Annotated in this window: 14 protein-coding genes and 1 riboswitch; of the genes, 8 read left to right on the forward strand and 6 right to left on the reverse strand. The window is 62.7% G+C overall.

The genetic code is table 11. The features are described 5' to 3' along the window. Positions 1-36: 36 nt before the first annotated feature. A riboswitch (FMN riboswitch) is annotated at positions 37-187 on the reverse strand. Positions 188-342: 155 nt separating this feature from the next. The 6 genes from M2267_RS05905 to M2267_RS05930 form a co-directional block, all read right to left on the reverse strand. After that, positions 343-684: a TfoX/Sxy family protein gene (locus tag M2267_RS05905; protein ID WP_429113188.1), complete on the reverse strand. Its 342-nt coding sequence runs from the start codon at positions 682-684 to the stop codon at positions 343-345. Positions 685-780: 96 nt separating this feature from the next. Then, positions 781-1,842, reverse strand: a complete 1,062-nt coding sequence (locus tag M2267_RS05910; protein ID WP_429113190.1) for an ABC transporter ATP-binding protein — start codon at positions 1,840-1,842, stop codon at positions 781-783. Between the two features lie 10 nt (positions 1,843-1,852). Beyond that, positions 1,853-2,635, reverse strand: a complete 783-nt coding sequence (locus M2267_RS05915; protein WP_043615781.1) for an ABC transporter permease — start codon at positions 2,633-2,635, stop codon at positions 1,853-1,855. Continuing rightward, positions 2,632-3,513 carry an ABC transporter permease gene (locus tag M2267_RS05920; protein ID WP_043615783.1) on the reverse strand — a complete coding sequence of 294 codons (882 nt, stop codon included), beginning with the start codon at positions 3,511-3,513 and terminating at the stop codon, positions 2,632-2,634. The genes M2267_RS05915 and M2267_RS05920 overlap by 4 nt, the downstream gene beginning before the upstream one ends. Before the next feature lie 184 nt (positions 3,514-3,697). Next, positions 3,698-4,804 (reverse strand): ABC transporter substrate-binding protein, encoded by a 1,107-nt coding sequence (locus tag M2267_RS05925; protein WP_429113191.1) that lies wholly within the window; start codon positions 4,802-4,804, stop codon positions 3,698-3,700. Between the two features lie 204 nt (positions 4,805-5,008). Beyond that, on the reverse strand, positions 5,009-5,887 hold the full coding sequence (locus tag M2267_RS05930; protein WP_043615788.1) for a MurR/RpiR family transcriptional regulator: 879 nt from the start codon (positions 5,885-5,887) through the stop codon (positions 5,009-5,011). 175 nt (positions 5,888-6,062) lie between these two features. Here M2267_RS05930 and M2267_RS05935 point away from each other — a divergent pair, with 175 nt between their 5' ends. From M2267_RS05935 to M2267_RS05970, 8 genes are all read left to right on the forward strand, one after another. Continuing rightward, positions 6,063-6,836, forward strand: a complete 774-nt coding sequence (locus M2267_RS05935; protein WP_429113192.1) for an N-formylglutamate amidohydrolase — start codon at positions 6,063-6,065, stop codon at positions 6,834-6,836. Between the two features lie 113 nt (positions 6,837-6,949). Further along, positions 6,950-8,497 carry an amino acid permease gene (locus M2267_RS05940; protein WP_429113194.1) on the forward strand — a complete coding sequence of 516 codons (1,548 nt, stop codon included), beginning with the start codon at positions 6,950-6,952 and terminating at the stop codon, positions 8,495-8,497. A gap of 149 nt (positions 8,498-8,646) precedes the next feature. Further along, the gene (locus M2267_RS05945; protein ID WP_192446777.1) at positions 8,647-10,011 is read left to right on the forward strand and encodes a glutamine synthetase family protein; all 1,365 of its coding nucleotides are present in this window, start codon (positions 8,647-8,649) and stop codon (positions 10,009-10,011) included. Between the two features lie 213 nt (positions 10,012-10,224). Further along, positions 10,225-11,610 carry an aldehyde dehydrogenase family protein gene (locus M2267_RS05950; protein ID WP_429113195.1) on the forward strand — a complete coding sequence of 462 codons (1,386 nt, stop codon included), beginning with the start codon at positions 10,225-10,227 and terminating at the stop codon, positions 11,608-11,610. Continuing rightward, positions 11,607-12,752 carry an iron-containing alcohol dehydrogenase gene (locus M2267_RS05955; protein ID WP_429113197.1) on the forward strand — a complete coding sequence of 382 codons (1,146 nt, stop codon included), beginning with the start codon at positions 11,607-11,609 and terminating at the stop codon, positions 12,750-12,752. Before M2267_RS05950 ends, M2267_RS05955 begins: the two co-directional genes overlap by 4 nt. 238 nt (positions 12,753-12,990) lie before the next feature. Beyond that, on the forward strand, positions 12,991-13,737 hold the full coding sequence (locus M2267_RS05960; protein ID WP_429113199.1) for an AAA family ATPase: 747 nt from the start codon (positions 12,991-12,993) through the stop codon (positions 13,735-13,737). A 187-nt stretch (positions 13,738-13,924) separates the two neighbouring features. After that, positions 13,925-14,644, forward strand: a complete 720-nt coding sequence (locus M2267_RS05965) for a ParA family protein (protein WP_043615969.1) — start codon at positions 13,925-13,927, stop codon at positions 14,642-14,644. Between the two features lie 269 nt (positions 14,645-14,913). Next, positions 14,914-16,434, forward strand: coding sequence for a methyl-accepting chemotaxis protein (locus M2267_RS05970; RefSeq protein ID WP_429113201.1), 1,521 nt, complete (start codon positions 14,914-14,916; stop codon positions 16,432-16,434). Positions 16,435-16,472: the final 38 nt, after the last annotated feature.

A 16,472-nucleotide genomic window follows, 5' to 3' on the forward strand; every position in this document is an offset into this window, starting at 1 on the left:
TGCGCGCGAGGTCCCTTCGCGGGAACCCACGGTACTGCTTGCTCTCTTCCATCCGGACTGTGACCGTCGGCTCCGGAATCTGACCGGATCTGCTGACCCCTGGAGCGTGAGCTCCAAGGCGCTCGCGGGCTTCGGCCTTGCGACCGCTACCGCCGGTGGGGAATTTCGCCCCGCCCTGAGAACAACGCGACTATATAGGGCGACCGCGCGCGGTCAAACGCACGGTGCGACGAAAATGCCGGAAATCACGACAGGTTTTTTGCTTGTACGACGGAGCGACGGCAAATTCGTTCCCCGAAGTTGAGCCGTCTCGGCCGGTGGGCGAGAGCGGATGCGCGATGATCAGCGCAGATCGTCGTCTTCGGCGGCAAGCGCGCGATTGGCCCAATGGAGCAGTGCATCCCGGTCGTCGAGACAATCCAGAGGCGCTTCGTAGAAGCGATGCACGACCACCGTCTTTCCGCCCTTCGCGTAGCTGAAGGGCTGGCAGCCCTCGGCAACGAGCGCATCTTTCAGCGCCCGATCGACCCGGAAGTAGAGGCGATCCTTGATGCTGACGGCAAAACGCTTGTCGGCGAGGAGATAGGCCCAGCCGCCGAAGAAGCGGTCGAGCTGGACCGGCCCGATGCCGGAGAGTTCATCCTGGATATGCCGGACGAAGGCGCTGGGTTCGGCCTTGGCCATGATCGCAATCTCGCGGTTTCCGGCTTCGTACAATGAGGCGTGGAATGACCGCTGGCGCCATAGGCGCCAGCGTCAGGAGCGGTTTGCTTGGGCTTTCTATTCGCGAATGACCAACAAGTCCTTGGCGGCAAAGCGCAGCGTGACGTTGTCGCCGGAAACCGGCGGGGCCACACCCGGATTGTTGAACATGTCGAAGGAGATGACGTCGCCGCCGACGCGAAGGCGCGTGCGGATGACCGAGCCGAGGAAGCTCGTCGAGACGACCTCGCCGGCAAGCGACGTGTCGCCCGTGGCGCCCTCGGCGATCGAGCCCGCTTCAGGACGCAGCGCCAGCGAGATGCTGTCGCCGCCCTTCATGCCGGCGATCGGATCCTTCAGCGCCACCTGCTGGTTGCCGATGGTGACCGAGCCCGCGGCCGGGTCCGCAACCTTGCCTTCGATGATGCTGAGCGTGCCGACGAAGGACGCGACGAAGCGGGTCGCCGGTGTGTTGTAGATCTCGAAGGGGGTGCCGATCTGGTCGGCGCGGCCGGCATTCATGACCACGATGCGATCGGAGATCGATAGCGCCTCTTCCTGGTCGTGGGTGACGAAGACGGTGGTGATGCCGAGCTGCTGCTGGATCTGCCGGATTTCCTCGCGCAGCGACACGCGGATCTTGGCGTCGAGTGCCGAAAGCGGCTCGTCGAGCAGCAGCACCTGCGGCTTGACCGCAATGGCGCGGGCAAGCGCAACGCGCTGCTGCTGGCCGCCGGAGAGCTGGTAGGGGAAGCGGTCCGCCAGGTGCTCGAGCTTGATCAGCCCGAGCATCTGCTTCACCCTCGCGTCGATCTCCGACTTGTCAGTGCCTGCGATCTTCAGACCGAAGGCGACGTTGTCATGCACGTTCATGTTGGGAAACAGCGCATAGGCCTGGAACACCATGCCGATGTTGCGCTGGTTGGGCTTCAGCGAATTCTGGTCGCGGCCGTTGATGACGATCTGGCCGCTGGTCGGCGTCTCGAAGCCGGCGATCATGCGCAGCACCGTCGTCTTGCCGCAGCCCGATGGCCCGAGGAACGAGACGAACTCGCCCTTTTCGATGTTCATGTTGAAATCATGCACGACCTGAACCGGGCCGAAGGACTTTTTGATGCTGGTGAGTGACAGGAAACTCATGGGTCGGTCCTCAGGCCTTTGGAGGCGCGCTTTTCTGGAAGCGCGAAACGAGCTGGATGAGGCCGAGGCAGCCCCAGGTGATGCCGAATGCGATGACGGCGAGTGCGGCCGGCTCATAGGCGCGGTTGGCACCCAGAAGCTGCATGTACGGGCCGAAAGCCGGGCGGTTGAGCAGGGCGGCCATGGTGAACTCGCCGATGACGATGGCGAAGGTCAGGAAGGCGCCCGAAAGCACGGCGACGAGCACGTTCGGCAGGATGATCTTGGCAAGGATAGCCACCCAGCCGGCGCCAAGGCTCTGTGCCGCCTCGGTCAAGGTGGCGACGTCGATGGTGCGAAGACCGGTGTCGACCGCGCGGTACATGTAGGGCAGCGCAAGCGTCGCATAGCCGAACATCAGGAGGATGTTGGTGCCGGTGAGCGAGCCCGTCAGCGGCAGCCAGCTCGAGGTGTTGTAGAGCCGGATGTAGCCGAAGACGATGACGATCGCCGGGATGACCAGAGGCAAAAGCGTGATGAACTCGATGATGGGACGCAGGCGCGGCAGCTTCAGCCGCACCCAATAGGCCGTCGGCACCACGAGCAGCACGCCGAAGAGGATGGTAAAGAGCGCCTGCATCACCGAATAGGTGAAGGTCTCCTGGAAACGCGGATCGGCGAAGACCTTGGCGTAGGCGTCGAAGGAATACTCGCCGCGACGCATCTTGAGCGAGAAATTGGTCATGCCGATGAGCGGCAAGATGAAATAGAGGAGGCCGAAAACGAGGGCTCCCCACGCCCAGATCTTCTTCATTTCAGCCACCTTTCGCTGCGGCTGCGCAGCCAGATATAGATCGCGTTGGCGATGCCTGTGACGACGATCATGCCGAAGGCAAGGGCGTAGCCGAGATGAGGATTGCCGAGCACGTCGCCGCGGATCTGGGCGAAAAGCAGGATCGGCACGATCGACAGCGACGAGCCGGTGAGCGCGATCGCGGTCGCAACGGCGCCGAAGGCATTGGCAAACAGCAGCGCCAGCGTGCCGAGCAGCGACGGCAGCAGGATCGGGAAGGCGACCATGCGCCAATATTGCAGGCCGGTCGCGCCGAGGATTTCTGCGGCCTCGCGCCATTCGCGCTTCAGGCCGTCGAGCGCCGGCGTGATGATCAGGATCATCAGCGGGATCTGGAAGAACAGATAGGTGACCGTCAGCCCCCAGAAGGAGAGCAGGTTGAAGCCAAGCATCCTGAGGTCGAGACCGAAGTTCGAGCGCAGGAAGACGGTGACGATGCCGACCGGGCCGAGCGTCGCGAGAAAGGCGAAGGCGAGCGGCACGCCGGCGAAATTGGAGGCGACGCCGGAAAAGGTCAAAAGCGGCCCGCGGATCCCCTTCGGCAAGCCGCCGAAGACGATGGCTGACGCCATGGCAAAGCCGATCAGGCAGCCGAGGAGGGCGGAGGCGATGCTGATCTTGATGGAGATCCAGTAGGCGCCGAGGATCGACGGCGTGAACAGGCCGCGAATGTTGGCGAGCGTGAAGCCGCCATCGGGCGTCTGAAACGCGCCGACCACGATCTTCATCGTTGGCAGAAGCAGGAACAGCGTCACGAAGGCAGCAAAGGGCAGGATGCCCAGCCAGTGAAGCGGTAGGCGACGCGCCGGCGGGCTAGCGTCGGGTTTAGCAGATGACATTCCGTTCGCGCCCCTGAAGCCGCGTTATCGACGCGGGCGTTATAGATGCTTGCAAGTGAGGCGGGAGGCTGGCGCAAAACCGCCAAAACGTATCCTTATCCCGCTCCAAGAACTTGAATTTCTTACAAATAACGTATGCGCCCCGACCGGAAAACCGGTCGGGGCGACATGTCTGTGGAAAGACTTACTGGACGTTCGCGCCGACGACGGAATCCCAGCCGCCGGTGACGGCAGCCTTGTTGGCGTCGACTTCTTCGAGCGTCGGGAAGTAGGCCTTTTCGTAAGCCGCTGCCGGCGGCAGGGCGTCGATCAGTTCCTGCGGAACCTTGCCGGCCTTGACCATGGCGTTGAAGCGGGTCGGGTGGCAGAAGCCCTTGAGCCAGCCGAGCTGACCTTCGTCGGAATAGAGGTGCTCCATCCACAGCTTGGCAGCGTTAGGGTGCGGCGCGTAGGCCGAGATGCCCTGAACGTAGACGCCGGCGAGAACGCCGCTGGCCGGAACGACGACTTCGGTCGGCGGGTTGCCGTTGAGCGTCTTTGCCCAGCCGAGAGCGTTGTAGTCCCAGGCGACGACGATCGGGGTCGAGCCCTGGGCGAGCGTGCCGGACTTGCCGATGACAGGAACGAAGTTGCCGTTCTTGTTGAGTTCGGCGAAGTAGCCGAGACCGGCTTCACCGGCTTCCTTGCCGGACTTTGCGCCCTTGGCGAGGCCAGCGGCGAGAACGCCGAGGATCGCCTGGTTCGAGGCGCGCGGGTCACCGGCAAGAGCAACCTGACCGGCATATTCCGGCTTCAGCAGATCGGTCCAGTCTTTCGGTGCGTTCTGGACGAGGTCCTTGTTCACGAGGAAGGACATGACGCCGTAATAGTCGCCGTACCAGTAGCCTTCGGCGTCCTTGACGCTGTCCGGGATCTCGTCCCAGGTGGAGACCTTGTAGGGCTGCAGCAGGCCTTCGGCCTTCATCTGCGGACCGAAGGCGAGACCGACGTCGACAACGTCAGGCGCCTGCGGGCCCTTGTTGTCCTTGTTGGCCTTGACGGCTTCGACTTCGTCGGCCGAGCCAGCGTCCGGGTTCAGTTCGTTGACCTGGATTTCCGGATACTTGGCCTTGAAGGAGGCGATGACGTCGCCGTAGCCGCACCAGTCGTGGGGCAGGGCGATCGTCGTCAGCATGCCTTCCTTCTTGGCGGCTTCGATGAGCTCGGCGCTCGGCTCGGCAGCGGCGATTGCGGTCGTTGCCAGGAAAATGGCGGTGGAGAGCGAAAGCAGGCGTTGGGTTTTTGAAATCACTGGTGTTCTCCTTATGGGTTTAGTCAAATTCGTGGGGTTTCAGTCGATTTCGGCGAAGCTGTTAAAGAGATGCGATGAAAGTAATGTGACAGGGGTTTATCCGTTCGCGCCGCGTATGTCGTTGTAAGAACATTTCTTTTTTGGCTTCGGCGGGCCACTGTCGCATAACTGCATGAAATCCTGTGAACGTGTCGGCGAATTCTCCTAGACCGGTTTGCGAAAGATGCGGGTGGAATCGAACAGACCCTCGAGAGTTTTCATCCGATCCCGGGTCTCGTCCCAGTTCGAACTCTGTACGGCCTCGATCAAAGCCTCGATCAAGAACAGGATGACGACGGAGCTGTCCCAGGCGGATGGCACCTCGATCTGCGAGCGGAACACCCTGGAGGCGGACTTGGCGACCGGCGAACTCCAGCGATCGGTAAAAAGGATGATCTCGACGCCGCGCTCGCGGGCGGATTTGGCGAGCGTCACCATTTCCTGCTCGTAGCGGCGAATGTCGAAGAGAATCAGCACGTCGCCCTGGCGCATGTCGAGCACGTAATGCGGCCAGGCGCTGGCATTGGAGGCGATCTCGATGACACCCGGGCGGATGACCTGAAGGTGGGTGAAGAGATAGTCGGCGAGCGAGCGGGTGATGCGGCCGCCAAGCAGGTAGATGCTGCGCTTGCGGTCGGCGATGAGGGCCGCTGCCGCATCGAATTCCTGCGGCTCGATCTGGGTCAGCGTTTCGCGAAGATTGCTGGTGATCGCGTCGGCAAAGCGGTTGAGCGTGTGGGTGCCGGGCGCGTTGGCGGCCCAGCGGTCGTGCTTGGCGATCGGATTGGAAATCGTCGCTTCCAATTCCTGATGCAGCCGCGCCTGGAAATCCGGGAAACCGCGGAAGCCAAGCTTCTGCACCATGCGGGCGACCGTCGGGGTCGAAACGCCGGCGTTCTCGGCAACCGTGGTGATCGAACCGAGTCCCGAAACGGGATAATTGTCGAGAAGCGTCTCCGCCAATTGCTTCTCCGCGCGGGTCAGCACGGTGAAGTGGGCGTTGATCACATCCGACACGGTGGTGGACGTCGCCTTGCTGCTCAAATTGTCTCCCCTGAACCGATCTTAAGCCGGTTTGTGACAGATTAAACATCGCTGTCACAATTGGAGTCAATCGCAATTTTGAAGAGATCGTTTCAGATTTTGATTGACATGCGTCATCCTCTGAAGAATTCTTTTCATTAACGAACGTCTAACGGGGCAAGAGGGGATGCCGGTGTTGACGCGACTTTTGACCGAAGCAGATGGCGATCCGGTTGCGATCGAAAACGCCGCAGGCAAGGGCGATATCGTGCTCGTCTGCGAGCATGCCTCGCGCCTCGTTCCAGAACGGCTGGGCACGCTCGGTCTCAGCGAACAGGCGCTCGAAAGCCATATCGCCTGGGACCCCGGCGCGCTTGCGGTCGCCAAGCTGCTTGCGGCAAAGCTCGACGGCTCGCTGATCTACCAACGCTTCTCCCGCCTTGCCTATGACTGCAACCGCCCGCCGGAAGCGGACGCGGCGATGCCTGCCGTCAGCGAGGTCTACGAGATACCGGGAAACCGGACGATGTCGGCCGACGAACGCCAGGCGCGCGTCGATGAGATCTACCGGCCGTTCCACGATGCGGTCGCGCGGTTTGTGTCCGATCGCAAGGCCGCGGGACGCCCGCCTGTTCTCGTGACCATGCACAGTTTTACGCCCGTCTATTTCGGCAAGCAGCGCGCCGTCGAAGTGGGCGTGCTGCACGATGCCGACAGCCGGCTCGCCGACCACATGCTTGCGACCGCCACGAAAGGGCAGGTCGCCTACGATATCCGTCGCAACGAGCCCTATGGCCCGGCCGACGGCGTTACCCATAGCCTGATCGAATACGGCGTCCACAACGGACTGCCGAATGTGATGATCGAGATCCGCAACGATCTCATTCGCAATGACATCGGCCAAAGGGTCATGGCCGATTACCTGGAAGGGCTGCTGCGCAAGGGCTCGGCGGCACTTTCGGCACAATAAAAGACCCTGGGGAGCGGCGTTGCCGCGGTCCTGTTCCGGCCAGCCGGGGCAGGTGGTTGATGGGACCCTGCCGCAATGGGGCGGTGTGGTCTGAAGAAATCAGGGGAAGAAAAATGCAAGACTACAGTGATTCAGACCAAAAGCAGGACATGAGTGTCTTGCACTCGATGGGCTACGCCCAGGAGCTCGAGCGGCGCATGAGCCAGTTCTCGAACTTCGCGGTGTCGTTCTCGATCATCTGCATTCTTTCGGGCGGCATCAACTCGCTCGCCCAGGCGACCGCAGGCGCGGGGGGCGCCGCGATCGGCATCGGCTGGCCGCTCGGCTGCTTCATTTCCTTCGTTTTTGCCGTTGCCATGGCACAGATCAGCTCGGCCTACCCGACGGCTGGCGGCCTCTATCACTGGGGCTCGATCCTCGGAAACCGGTTTACCGGCTGGCTGACCGCCTGGTTCAACCTGCTCGGCCTCGTCACCGTTCTCGGCGCGATCAACGTCGGCACCTACTACTTCTTCATGGGCACCTTCGGCACGCCGTACTTCGGGCTTGCGGATACGACGCTGACGCGCATCGTCTTCCTTGCCATCATCACCGGCGGGCAGGCACTGGTGAACCATATGGGCATCGGGCTGACAGCCAAGCTCACGGACTTCTCGGGCTACCTGATCTTTGCAACCGCGATCCTGCTTGCGGTCGTCTGCCTGGCCGCAGCCGACAGCTACGATATCGCCCGTCTCTTCACCTTCTCCAACTATTCCGGTGAAGCGGGCGGCAATGTCTGGCCGGAAACCTCGGGCACCTGGGTGTTCCTGCTCGGCCTGCTGCTGCCGATCTACACGATCACCGGCTACGACGCCTCGGCGCATACGTCCGAAGAAACCGTCAAGGCCGCCCATTCGGTGCCGCGCGGCATGGTTTCCTCGGTGCTCTGGTCGGCGCTCTTCGGCTACATCATGCTGTGCTCGTTCGTACTCATGATCCCGAACATGGACGACGCCGCCAAGCAGGGCTGGAACGTCTTCTTCTGGGCGATGGAAGCGCAGGTCCACCCGATCATCAAGGACATCCTCTACCTCGCAATCCTCGTCAGCCAGTGGCTGTGCGGCCTGGCAACAGTGACCTCGGTGTCGCGCATGATCTTTGCGTTTTCGCGTGACGGCGGCCTGCCGGCCTCCAAGGCGCTCGCCAAGGTGAGCCCGACCTACCGCACGCCGGTTGCCGCGATCTGGGTCGGTTCGATCCTCGCAGTCCTGTTCGTCTGGGGCTCCTCGCTCGTCTCGATTGGCGAAACCCCGGTCTACACGATCGTCGTCTCGTGCACCGTCATCTTCCTGTTCTTCTCCTTCGCGATCCCGATCACGCTCGGCCTCTTCGCCTGGGGAACCTCGAAGTGGGACAAGATGGGCCCGTGGAACCTCGGCGAAAGCATGTTCAAGCTCTTCGCCGTCCTGTCGATCATCGCCATGGTGCTGATCTTCATCCTCGGCGTTCAGCCGCCGAACGACTGGGCGCTCTACATCACCGTGGGCTTCCTGGTGCTGACGGCGCTGATCTGGTTCGGCCTTGAAAGCCGCCGCTTCCGTGGCCCGCCGATCGGCGACGAAGTGGCACGCCGCCAGGCCGAGATCGCCGCTGCCGAAAAGGCTGTCGGCCAGGTCTAAGCGACAACAACAAGGCGGGAGCGCGACCGCGACTTCCGCCTTTTCTTTTGCCGGAACCTTTCCGGTTGGTTGAACGGATCACGTTCACGCGGCCCAAAAATATCGTCACCAAGGGAACGGCCGCGTGACCAAACATGGGATGGAAGTTGATGAGCTATACGTTTGACGAGTTGAAGGAAGACGTCGCCGCCGGGCGCATCGATACGGTGCTCGCCTGCCAGGTCGACATGCAGGGCCGGCTGATGGGCAAGCGCTTCCATGCGCAGTTCTTCGTCGATGGCGCCTGGAAGGAAACGCATAGCTGCAACTACCTGCTTGCGACCGACATGGAGATGGAGACCGTTCCCGGCTACAAGGCGACAAGCTGGGAAAAGGGCTATGGCGACTATACGATGAAGCCGGACCTTTCGACGCTTCGCCGCATCCCCTGGCTCGAAGGCACGGCGCTGGTGCTCTGCGACATGCTCGACCACCATACCCATGAGGAAGTGCCGCATTCGCCGCGCGCGATCCTGAAGAAGCAGGTGGCGCGGCTCGAGAAGATGGGCCTGAAAGCCTATATGGCGAGCGAACTCGAGTTCTTCCTGTTCGACCAGTCCTATGACGACGCCCGCCAGTCCGGCTATCGCGACCTGCAGCTCGTCAGCGGCTACAACGAGGACTACCACATCTTCCAGACGACCAAGGAAGAGGACGTGATGCGGGCGATCCGCAACGGCCTGCAGGGCGCCGATATCCCGGTCGAGAATTCCAAGGGCGAAGCATCGGCCGGCCAGGAAGAAATCAACGTTCGTTACGCCGACGCGCTGACGATGGCCGACCGGCATGCGATCATCAAGAACGGCTGCAAGGAAATCGCCTGGTCGCGCGGCAAGGCGATCACTTTCCTTGCCAAGTGGAACTATCAGGCTGCCGGTTCCTCCTCGCATATTCACCAGTCGCTCTGGAGCGCCGACGGCAAGTCGTCGAAGTTCTACGACGAGAGCGGCAAATACGGCATGTCGGAGATGATGCGCCACTATGTGGCAGGCCTTCTCACCCATGCGAGCGAGATCACATATTTCCTTGCGCCTTACATCAACTCCTACAAGCGTTTCATGGCCGGCACGTTTGCGCCGACCAAGGCGGTCTGGAGCAAGGACAACCGCACGGCCGGCTATCGCCTCTGCGGCGAGGACACCAAGGCGATCCGCATCGAATGCCGCGTCGGCGGCTCCGATCTCAATCCCTATCTCGCCTTTGCCGCTTTGATCGCGGCCGGCATTTCCGGTATCGAGAACAAGATGGAGTTGGAAGCGCCTTTCGTCGGCGACGCCTATGGCGGCAAGGATGTGCGCGAGATCCCGCGCACGCTGCGTGACGCGACGGCGGCGCTGACGGAATCGAAGATGCTGCGCGCCGCCTTTGGCGACGAGGTCATCGAGCACTATGCGCGGGCGGGGCGCTGGGAGCAGGAAGAATACGACCGCCGCGTCACCGACTGGGAGGTCGCGCGCGGTTTTGAAAGAGCGTAAGCAGGGCACCGCGCTTGCCTCCCTCCTCGGGTTTAACCCGAGGACTAACCCTCTCCCCGCATGCGGGGAGAGGGGACTTGGCCTGCGAATAGGGCTTGGCTGGGAGAAACAGTGCGGCATATTTCCTTCGCCCCGCTTGCGGGGAGAAGGTGGCCGGCAGGCCGGATGAGGGGCTGCCTCAGCAATTCGAATGGAACAAACAGGAAGACGATCATGAGCATGATCAAGTGCATTTCGCCGGTGAACGGCGAAGTCTACGCGGAACGCCCGGCGATGCCGCTGGACATGGCAAAGCAGGTGGTGTCCCGCGCCCGCCAGGCGCAGAAGGCCTGGGCGCGCCGTCCGCTCGACGAGCGCGTCAATCTGGTGTTGGCCGGTGTCGCCCGCCTCAACGAGATGGTCGACGAGGTGGTGCCGGAGCTTGCCTGGCAGATGGGCCGGCCGGTGCGCTATGGCGGCGAGTTCAAGGGCTTCAACGAGCGCTCGAACTATGTCGCGACGATCGCAGCCGATGCGCTGAAGCCTTTGGTGATCGAAGAGAGCGACCGCTTCGAGCGCCGCATCGCCCGCGAGCCGCATGGCGTTGTCTTCGTCGTGGCACCCTGGAACTACCCCTACATGACCGCGATCAACACGGTCGCTCCGGCGCTGATGGCCGGCAACACGGTGATCATCAAGCACGCGAGCCAGACGATCCTCGTCGGCGAGCGCATGGTGCGCGCCTTTGTCGAAGCCGGCGTTCCCGCCGACGTCTTCCAGAACATCTTCCTCGACCATCAAACGACGGCGGCGCTGATCGCGGCCAAAAGCTTCGACTTCGTCAACTTCACCGGTTCGGTCGAGGGCGGACGCTCGATCGAGCGCGCGGCCGCCGGCACCTTCACCGGGCTTGGCCTCGAGCTCGGCGGCAAGGATCCGGGCTACGTCATGGAAGATGCGGATCTCGACGCGGCCGTCGACACGCTGATGGACGGCGCCACCTACAATTCCGGCCAGTGCTGCTGCGGCATCGAGCGCATCTATGTGCATGAATCGCTTTATGACGCCTTCGTCGAGAAGTCGGTCGCCTGGGTTTCCAACTACAAGCTCGGCAACCCGCTCGATCCGGAAACGACGCTCGGGCCGATGGCCAACAAGCGTTTCGCCGCGACCGTGCGCGAGCAGATCGCCGACGCCGTTTCAAAGGGCGCCAAGGCTCTGATCGATCCGAAGCTTTTCCCTGCCGATGACGGCGGCGCCTATCTCGCGCCGCAGGTCCTCGTCAATGTCGACCATTCCATGGCCTTCATGCGCGAAGAGACTTTTGGTCCGGCGGTCGGCATCATGAAGGTGAAGAGCGACAGCCAGGCGATCGAACTGATGAACGACAGCCAATACGGGCTCACCGCATCGCTCTGGACCAAGGATGCCGAGCGCGCCGCTCGCATCGGCGCGGATATCGAGACCGGTACGGTGTTCATGAACCGTGCCGACTATCTCGACCCGGCGCTTTGCTGGACCGGCGTCAAGGAGACCGGCCGCGGCGGCTCGCTCTCGGTCATCGGCTTCCAGAACCTTACCCGTCCGAAATCCTACCATCTGAAGAAAGTCACCGCATGACCATCACCGCCAACTGGAGCTATCCGACGTCCATCAAGTTCGGGGCCGGCCGGATCAAGGAGCTTGCCGACCATTGCAAGGCGGTGGGCATGAAAAAGCCGCTGCTGATCACCGACCGGGGCCTCGCGCCGATGGCGATCACGCAGAACGCACTCGACATTCTCGAGTCTGCCGGCCTCGGCCGGGCGATCTTTGCGGATGTCGATCCGAACCCGAACGACGTCAACCTTGCAGCCGGCGTGAAGGCCTTCAAGGACGGCGGCCATGATGGCGTCGTCGCCTTCGGCGGCGGCTCGGGCCTCGATCTCGGCAAGTGCGTCGCCTTCATGGCCGGGCAGAGCCGCCCGGTCTGGGACTTCGAGGACATCGGCGACTGGTGGACGCGCGCGAGCGTCGAAGGCATTGCGCCGATTATCGCGGTGCCGACGACCGCCGGCACCGGCTCGGAAGTCGGCCGCGCCAGCGTCATCACCAATTCGGCAAGCCACGTGAAGAAGGTGATCTTCCATCCGAAGTTCCTGCCGGCAGTCACGATCTGCGATCCGGAACTGACGGTCGGCATGCCCAAGGTGATCACCGCCGGCACCGGCATGGATGCCTTTGCCCATTGCCTGGAAGCCTATTCCTCGCCCTTCTACCACCCGATGTCGGCCGGCATCGCGCTCGAGGGCATGCGGCTCGTCAAGGAATACCTGCCGCGCGCCTACAAGGACGGCGCCGACATCGAGGCCCGCGCCAACATGATGAGTGCGGCGGCCATGGGCGCCGTCGCGTTCCAGAAGGGCCTTGGCGCCATTCACTCGCTGTCGCATCCTGTTGGAGCGATCTACAACACCCACCACGGCATGACCAATGCTGTCGTGATGCCGCCGGTGTTGCGCTTCAACCGCCCGGCGATCGAAGACAGAATAGTGCGCGCTGCCGCCTATCTCGGCATTTCCGGCGGCTTCGACGGCTTCTACGACTACGTGCTGAAGCTGCGCGAGGAACTCGGCGTTCCGGACAAGCTCGCAGCCCTCGGCGTCGGCACCGACCGGATCGACGAGATGTCGGAAATGGCGATCGTCGATCCGACGGCTGGCGGCAACCCGGTCGAGCTTACGCTCGACGCGGCGAAGAAGCTCTTCCGCGAGTGCATCTGAACGATTTCCGACGCCTTTGCCGCCTGGCGAAGGCGTCGGACGCCCGGTTTAGTTAACCCAAAATACCACTTGCCATTGCGGGCGATCTGTCACCTAATCGTCATCGAACTGTCACGTTTCGAGCTCGCGGAGCGTTTTCTTTACGCTTTGTTTACCGCGGTCTGGAACGCTTGCATTAGGGTGTGCGTATGTATTGGCCCCGCGAAAATCCGGGCCTGCGTTGAGTTAGGGTCGACCGATGGCGATTGTATCCCTCGCGAATGCGAAGGGGGGAGCCGGCAAGACAACGGCAGCCTTGCTGCTTGCCTGCGAATTGGCACGGCGCGGCGATCGCGTTGCGGTTCTTGATTGCGATCCGCTCGCCTGCATGACCGACTGGTTCCGTCACGGCCGCAACGATGGCAATCTCTTCGTTCTCTCCGGTGTCGCGACCACCACGCTCAGCGATCATCTCCGGCGGTTGCGCGGGCAGGTCGAGCACGTGATCATCGATCTCTCCGGGGCGGCCGACGTGCTGGTGGCGCTGGCGATCGGGCTTTCGGACCTGACGCTGATCCCGGTACAGGGTTGCGTCATGGATGCGCGCGGCGCCATCCAGGTGCTGGACCTGATCCGCTACATCGAAAACAACGCGCGCGCCAACATCAACCATGCCGTGTTCCTGACCCGCGTCAACCCGATCGTCACGACGCGGGCGATGCGCCGGGTCAAGCTGCTGCTTTCGGAGAACCGCATCCGGCTCGTCGATACCCCGCTCGTCGAGCGCACCGCCTTCCGCGAACTGTTCGAACAGGGTGATACGCTCTCCTCGCTCGATCCCGCGAAGGTCAGCAATCTTGCCAAGGCGCAGGCCAACGCCCAGGCGTTTGCCAATGACGTGCTGATGCTGCTCAGCCCGGCAGGCGAGGAAGTACGGCATGGGCCGTTCTCGTCGATGTGCTATCGATCACAGCACTTAGGCGAACCGGCGGTTTTTCCGGTCTGACGGCAGAACTCCAGCGTTTTCATCATCATAGCAGTGCCGCCGCAACGCAGCTTTAAGGTCGACTGTCAGGTTTGACGTGCCGGCGTTACCGTTTCGTTAACCATCTTCTGTAAGGTTTCGTTAAGAAGCGAACCACCAGCCCTGCGCTCCGTGGTTCGCGCGAAACATGCAGAGAATGGGGAATATCATGGCGGTCATCACTTTCGCCAATGCAAAGGGTGGCGCGGGCAAGACGACCGCGGCGCTGATCCTGTCGACGGAACTGGCGCGGCAGGGGCACCGGGTGGTCGTCCTCGATGCGGATCCGCAGCGCTGGATCACCAGCTGGTCGGAGGCTTCCGGGCATATCGCCAATCTCACCGTCATCTCGCACATCACGCCCGGCTCGCTCGAATGTCATATCCGCGAGGCGAAGGACGAGGCGGATTACATCGTCATCGATCTCGCGGGCGCCAAGGACCAGATCGTAGCGCTTGCGCTTGCCATCTCCGACCAGGTGCTGATCCCGGTGCAGGGCTGTGCCATGGACGCCAAGGGTGCGGCGCAGATCCTTGAACTGATCCGCCAGATCCAGGACCGCTCGGGCCTCAGGATCAACCATTCGGTCGTGCTTACCCGCGTCAATTCGCTGGTCACCACGCGTGCGCTGCAGACAATCAAGGCGATGCTTTCCGAGCGCGGCGTCTCGGTGCTCGACACGCCGATCGTCGAGCGCGCCGCCTATCGCGAGATCTTCGACTGTGGCGGCACGCTGCAGACCATGGATGCGAACCGCGTCAGCAATCTCGACAAGGCGCGCGAAAACGCCGCAGCCCTTGCCAAGGAAGTGCAGGCGCTGATGCCGGTCAAGACGCGCCGCTCCTGGGCTGCGCGCATGCCGTCCTGGGCCTCGCGCAACGCCGCCTGATCCCCTGGCGTCCCGCCGTTTATTGCGTATCAACCGGAATTGATATTCGTCAGTTCCGGTTGAGTTGTATTTCAGGCCTCGCGAAATAGCTGTTTCGCGTAAGGCTTCCTTTACCCTGCGCTTCTATCAGTGGCACAGGATACAGCTTTCCCCTGCGATCACCGCTACGGGGCAACCAGCCGCCATGATTGCGGCCATGATCTCAGACGCTTCAGCGCCCTTGATCCTGTCTCCATGATCCAGAAATGAGCATGCAGGGAAGTTCGCGCATGAAAACGGAACACGCCGCTGCCGGCACGCAAGACGTTGCCGGTCGTCTGAATTTCATGGCGCTCGATGACGCCGCCAAGACGAGCCTGAAGGCGCTGAAGCCGATCCTGGAAAAGGAACTGAAGCCCGCGCTCGACAAGTTCTACGTCAAGGTCAAGACGACGCCCGAGACCAAGCGCTTCTTCTCCTCCGACGCTCACATCGACCGCGCCAAGGGCGCCCAGGTCGGCCACTGGGCCAATATCGTCGATGCCAATTTCAACGAGGACTACAGCGCCAAGGTTTGCACCATCGGCCTGGTGCACGCCCGCATCGGGCTCGAGCCGCGCTGGTACATCGGCGGCTATGCGTTGGTCGCCGAGCATCTGATCACCGAAATCGTCAAGGCGCATTGGCCGAAGGCCGGCCTGTTCTCGCGCAAGGGGACCTCGGCCGAGGACATGGGCGCGATGCTGTCGAGCCTGATCAAGGGCGTCTTCCTCGACATGGATCTGTCGATCTCGGTCTACATGGACGCCTCCGACGTCACCAAGCAACGGGCGGTGCAGGAAGAAGTGCTGGCCGCCGAACGCGCGCTGATCAGCAAGACCTTCGGCGCCGCGCTGAAGAAGATCGCCGATGGCGACCTGACGGCGCGCATCGGCGCCGACCTGCCGGTTGCCTATCAGGAGCTTGGCGAAAACTTCAACCACGCGATCGGCGAGTTAGCGCGCGCCATCGGCGGCATCGAGGCCGGCGCCAGCCAGATCCATACCAGCGCCAAGGAAATCGCGGCGGCGGCCGACGATCTTGCCAAGCGCACGGAGCGGCAGGCGGCCAACCTCGAAGAGACGGCAGCGGCCGTCGAGCAGGTGACGCGCACCGTCAAGCAGACGGCCGAAGGCGCCAACCAGGCGAATTCGACCGTGATTGCCGCACGCGCCAATGCCGAACAGAGCGGCGAGATCGTCAGCCACGCGATCGAGGTGATGCAGGAGATCCAGACGTCTTCCGCCAGCATCGCCCGGATCGTCGACGTCATCGACGAGATCGCCTTCCAGACCAACCTTCTGGCGCTCAACGCCGGCATCGAGGCTGCACGCGCCGGCGAGGCGGGCAGGGGCTTTGCCGTCGTCGCCTCGGAAGTGCGTGCACTGGCGCAGCGCTGCGCCGAGGCCGCCAAGGATATCCAGGGCCTGATCGCCAAGTCGCGCGGCCAGGTGGACGACGGCGTCAACTCCGTCAATCAGGTGGCGCAGTCGCTGCAGCAGATCGTCGCCCAGGTGGTGGAAGTCAGCTCCGTCTTCGGCGCCATCCGCGCCAGCACCGCCGAACAGGCAACCGGCCTGCAGGAGGTCAACACCGCCATCACCCAGATGGACCAGATCACCCAGCAGAATGCCGCGATGGTCGAGCAGGCCAATGCCGCCAGCCAGGCGCTGACGGGCGAAGCCGAACACATCGCCACCCGCCTGCGCGCCTTCCGCACGTCCGGCCAGGTGCAGGTCAGCGCCGCTTCGGGTTACCGCGCAGCGGCGTAATCGCACCGTCCGTTTGAGAGACGACGCCTCGGTTCAGG

It is taken from the genome of Ensifer sp. KUDG1 (genome assembly GCF_050434285.1).
Lineage (GTDB): Bacteria > Pseudomonadota > Alphaproteobacteria > Rhizobiales > Rhizobiaceae > Ensifer.